Origin of the sequence: Phaeobacter sp. CAU 1743 (assembly GCF_039839315.1) — a bacterium.
GTDB classification, from domain to species: Bacteria; Pseudomonadota; Alphaproteobacteria; order Rhodobacterales; family Rhodobacteraceae; genus Phycobacter; species Phycobacter gallaeciensis_A.
Window position 1 is genome coordinate 1 of sequence record NZ_JBDOQR010000143.1, and the last position, 3,951, is coordinate 3,951.

Annotated in this window: 6 protein-coding genes; all 6 read left to right on the forward strand. The window is 57.4% G+C overall.

What is annotated here, in order from left to right; translation table 11 throughout:
• Window positions 1–491 precede the first annotated feature (491 nt).
• On the forward strand, window positions 492–1,457 hold the full coding sequence (locus tag AAFO90_RS24165; protein WP_347511092.1) for a helix-turn-helix domain-containing protein: 966 nt from the start codon (window positions 492–494) through the stop codon (window positions 1,455–1,457).
• A complete protein-coding gene (locus tag AAFO90_RS24170) occupies window positions 1,454–1,747 on the forward strand; it encodes a hypothetical protein (protein WP_347511093.1) in 294 nt (97 codons plus the stop codon). The genes AAFO90_RS24165 and AAFO90_RS24170 overlap by 4 nt, the downstream gene beginning before the upstream one ends.
• 5 nt (window positions 1,748–1,752) lie before the next feature.
• Complete coding sequence (locus AAFO90_RS24175; RefSeq protein WP_347511097.1) at window positions 1,753–2,016, forward strand: DUF2312 domain-containing protein; 264 nt, start codon at window positions 1,753–1,755, stop codon at window positions 2,014–2,016.
• 10 nt (window positions 2,017–2,026) lie between these two features.
• On the forward strand, window positions 2,027–2,443 hold the full coding sequence (locus tag AAFO90_RS24180; protein WP_347511094.1) for a DUF1064 domain-containing protein: 417 nt from the start codon (window positions 2,027–2,029) through the stop codon (window positions 2,441–2,443).
• A 3-nt stretch (window positions 2,444–2,446) separates the two neighbouring features.
• Window positions 2,447–3,004, forward strand: a complete 558-nt coding sequence (locus AAFO90_RS24185) for a hypothetical protein (RefSeq protein WP_347511095.1) — start codon at window positions 2,447–2,449, stop codon at window positions 3,002–3,004.
• A gap of 86 nt (window positions 3,005–3,090) precedes the next feature.
• The coding region (locus tag AAFO90_RS24190) for a hypothetical protein (protein ID WP_347511096.1) at window positions 3,091–3,951 on the forward strand (861 nt) is incomplete at its 3' end.

Here is a 3,951-nt window from a genome sequence, read left to right on the forward strand (position 1 = left end):
GACCTCGCAGCCTAAAACACCGACCCTTCACATGCCCGGAGCGCGCCGCCAGGGAATTTCCACAGCATTCGCGACACGACCTTCATCCTTTGAGAGTTTTACTCTCCGGTAAACCCGGGGCGGTTCAAAGTGGGTTTGCCAGTTCATGGCAACAACTCATGCTGTGAAAATACCATTTCGAAATCGCTCCTTTCTTGTGTTCGAAGGAAGGGGTGTAGCGGGCTGCACGTGCGAGGTGCGGCCCGCACCCAAACAGTAACGGATAGATTGCATCTGTCCATGGGCAGTTTTCCAAACAACTCGGAACAAGCGCCGGGGGACTTTCACGCTGAACATCACGGGACAGCGGAACACCAAGATCGTGCTGTCGTCGGGACCTGGCGCGGCCTGAGGGCAGTAGTACGCCCGACAAGCACGATCACCGGGGCGCAGGCGGGCGCCAGAGGCGGGCTATCCCGTCACCGCCAGTATTTCTCACCAGGGAGGGCAGCATGAGCCACAAGGCGACAAACTGGCTTGCAGACATTCCGCCGAAGGAGCTGACGAACGCCGAGTTCCGGATACTGTTCGTCCTGTGTGACTGCCACAACCCGTCTGCGGGCTGCTTTCCCAAGCAGAGCTACATCATGTCGAAGACGGGGCGTGGCAACAGCTCAGTGAACGACGCGCTGGCCGGGCTCGAGGGAAAGGGCTTCATTCGGCGTGAACAGCGCACTAATCCCAAGACAGGCAAGCGCGAGGCGACCCACTATATCTTGGGTTTTGAAATGGGCGGCTCCCAAGAGCCAACTCCAAATAGTGGAGATGGTGGGAAGGGACCAAAGCCGGAACAAAGCGGCGCACCAACTCCAAATAGTGGAGATGGGTCCATCTCCGGTTTTTCGACCGATCCATCTCCGGTTTTTGGGCAAAACCATCTCCGGAAAACCGGAGTTGTATATAAGGAAGAACCAGTAAAGGAACCAGTAAAGGAACCTTGCGCGGATCAATCCGCGCTCACGAATGATCCTTGTTCGGATGATTTGCTGAAAGAGTTCGAGCGGGTGTTTCCCAAGCTGGCGACAGAGAAGGCGACCCGCCGGGCGATCAGCAGGGCCTTGGAGGCCGGGGCTATCGCCGACCAAATCCTCGCAGCGGCCAAAGCCTATGCCGTCGAGCAGCAGGGCAACGCCCCGCGCTACATCCGCCGCAGTGATCGGTTTTTCGAGGATGGTTTCTGGCGGGCTTACATCCCGGCTCAGACAGCCACGCCCAGCGCGTCCGACGCTGATTTCGTCGAGCATTGGGCAAAGACCATCCGCAGCATCGACATGGGCCATTTCATGTTCGGCAAGATCAGCCTGGACACGGCAGCGAAGTGCATCCGTGCCGGGAAGGTGTCAGCTGCGGACTGTCGCAGCGCTGGGCTCAACATCACCGACGCCGATGCGCAAGCAATGCTCGAGGTGGCCCAATGAGCGTTCATGCTGACCCCGACACCCACGGGCACCGTTTCGGCGCTGTGGTCGTGACTGTCGATATCGCGCTGGGCGATTGCGTGATCCGCGCCCCGCAACCCTGCAAGGGGCCAGCAAAGACCACCGTGCGCAAGGCGCGGTTCAATTCCATCGACGAGATCCGCGAAGGCTGGCGAACACAGAACTGGCTGAGCCGGAAACCTCATGAACACCCACACGCCGGAGACACAGCCCGCGCGCTGAAATTCGCAGGTCAGCGCCTGAAAGCAGCACAGGAAAGGAAGCGATAGTGACAATGGACAACAGCGAAGACGAGAAGAGCGAAAACTACCGTGTGACCGCCGGGGAGCTGCGCCAGTTCATCGAGCGCTTTGAACGCCTGGACGCGGAAAAGCAGGACATCGCCGAACAGCAGAAAGAGGTAATGGCCGAAGCCAAGGCGCGCGGATACGACACCAAGGTCATGCGGAAGGTCATCGCCCTGCGTAAGCGGGATAACGACGACATCGCCGAGGAAGAGGCGGTCCTCGACATGTACAAAGAAGCGCTGGGCATGTGAGGGCAGGGCGATGGAACGCATGACCTTAGAGGAATTCCGGGCAACGCAGCAGGCACCGGGCGGCCCCGACAAGGACCGGCGCCGGGTGCGCGGCACCAAGCGGACCATCACGCCAGATGGTATCACCCACGACAGCAAGACAGAGGCCCAGCGCTGGGAGGAATTGAAGCTGTTGCAGGAAGCTGGTGAGATCTGCGGGTTGCGCCGCCAGGTCGATATCGGGCTGATCGGACGGGACGGGCCGGTCATGACAGACAGCGGGAAACAGCAGCGTGTCTACAAGGCGGATTTCGTCTATGTCGATAACGCGCTGGGCATCACCGTGATCGAGGATCGCAAGGGCCACGAAACCGACGTGTTCAAGCTGAAAAAGGCGATCCTTGCCGCGCAGGGTGTGGAGATCCATATCACAAGGGCCAAAGGGTAACCCATGGGCGTTGTCGAGGACTTGAAACACGAGAACGCGAACCTGCGGAAACTTCTCGACCAGGCACAACGCGCTGGGCAGCGTCAGCCGACGGCATCCGCGCCGACGCTGTTTCAACCCGACTTGCCTGCAGTCGTTCGCTACCCGCTGGCAGAGTTCGCCGCCGAGCGCGGGAAGAATGTGCCGCTGCCCGAAAGCGTGCAGGAGATCGCCGAGGTGATCGGTCGCAGGAACGCGGTCCGCCTAGTCGAGGGTACGCGGCCGACCGGCGGGCGGAAATGGCGCCGCCAGCTCTATGTTCCGGGCGACATGAAAGAGGATCATCGGATCGCCGCTATGATCGGCGTCGAGGCTGCGATGCTGCTGAGCAAGAGCCACGCCCATTGCATCCTTGAGCTGCCGAGCTGTCACGGACTGCGCAAGGCGTACATGTCCGATCATGCGCTTCGCCAGTGGGATGCAGGCGCGTCCATTTCAGAGATCGCGCACGAAATGGGCATCGAGATTAAGACCGCCCAAGGGCTGCTAGAACAGGCGGAGTATTGGCGCAAGAGGCTGTAAAGGACTGTGCGTGTTAGTTTTCTGGACTCGAAGAGCTTGCCGTGGAATGACTGTGACAATCAATGATTGTTTAGAGAATACTTTTCATGGTGGAAATTTCCCTTCCTTTATCGATCTCATACCAAACAAAAGGTGTCACTCCAATTGCCGACGTCGTCGAAGCGTTGCAGGCGACGGACGCGATTTCGAGAGACGCTATCTCGCTACTTCCAAGTCTTATAGACGGCTTGGAGATCGCGCGCTGCGATGTTGGCATCAAGAGGATATCGCAGGAAAGCCCTCTGCGAGAGGTGTTGTTTCTTACTCTTTTCGTGACTTTCCAAGACGACCTGAGCAGGGAGGTTCCCTTGCTGCTTGAGGAGTTGTTTGAGACGAGTTTCCCCGAAAAATACGAAACAATAGCAACTGTAGTCTTTATGGTTGTTGTCTTCTATGGGGTTAGTTTTGCGCGTGATGCGGCTTTGAAAACCATTGAGGATCACAGTCTCCGGAAAATGTTGAATGGTTTGCTGCAAGAGCTTTCACAAGATACAGGCAAGTCCGTTGACCAAATCATGGATATCTTGAAGGCAAAATTTGAAAAACCTACTGCTGTGAAGAGATTGCTTCGCAAATCGAGAAGTTTTTTTCTGCCGAGCAAGCGGGAAGAGAATGCGCCTCTCGTTGTTGACCGAACGGATATTCCAACCAGCGTTGTTCGGGATGTTCCCATGGTGTCGGGCATTGAAGAGGCATCGGATTTCGACCGTTATGAGGCATACTCAGATGTTCAACTTGAAATCCATGCTATGGACCGCGACAAGTCGGCTACAGGCTGGGCGGCGGGAATGTCCCGAACGATGTTGAAAAGCGTTTCGGGCGACGCTGCGGATTTCATGGTTATGCGGCTTGATCCAACGGGTCAACCAGCGCATCATTTTGTGGGTCGCGGTGTTTTTCCAATGCGG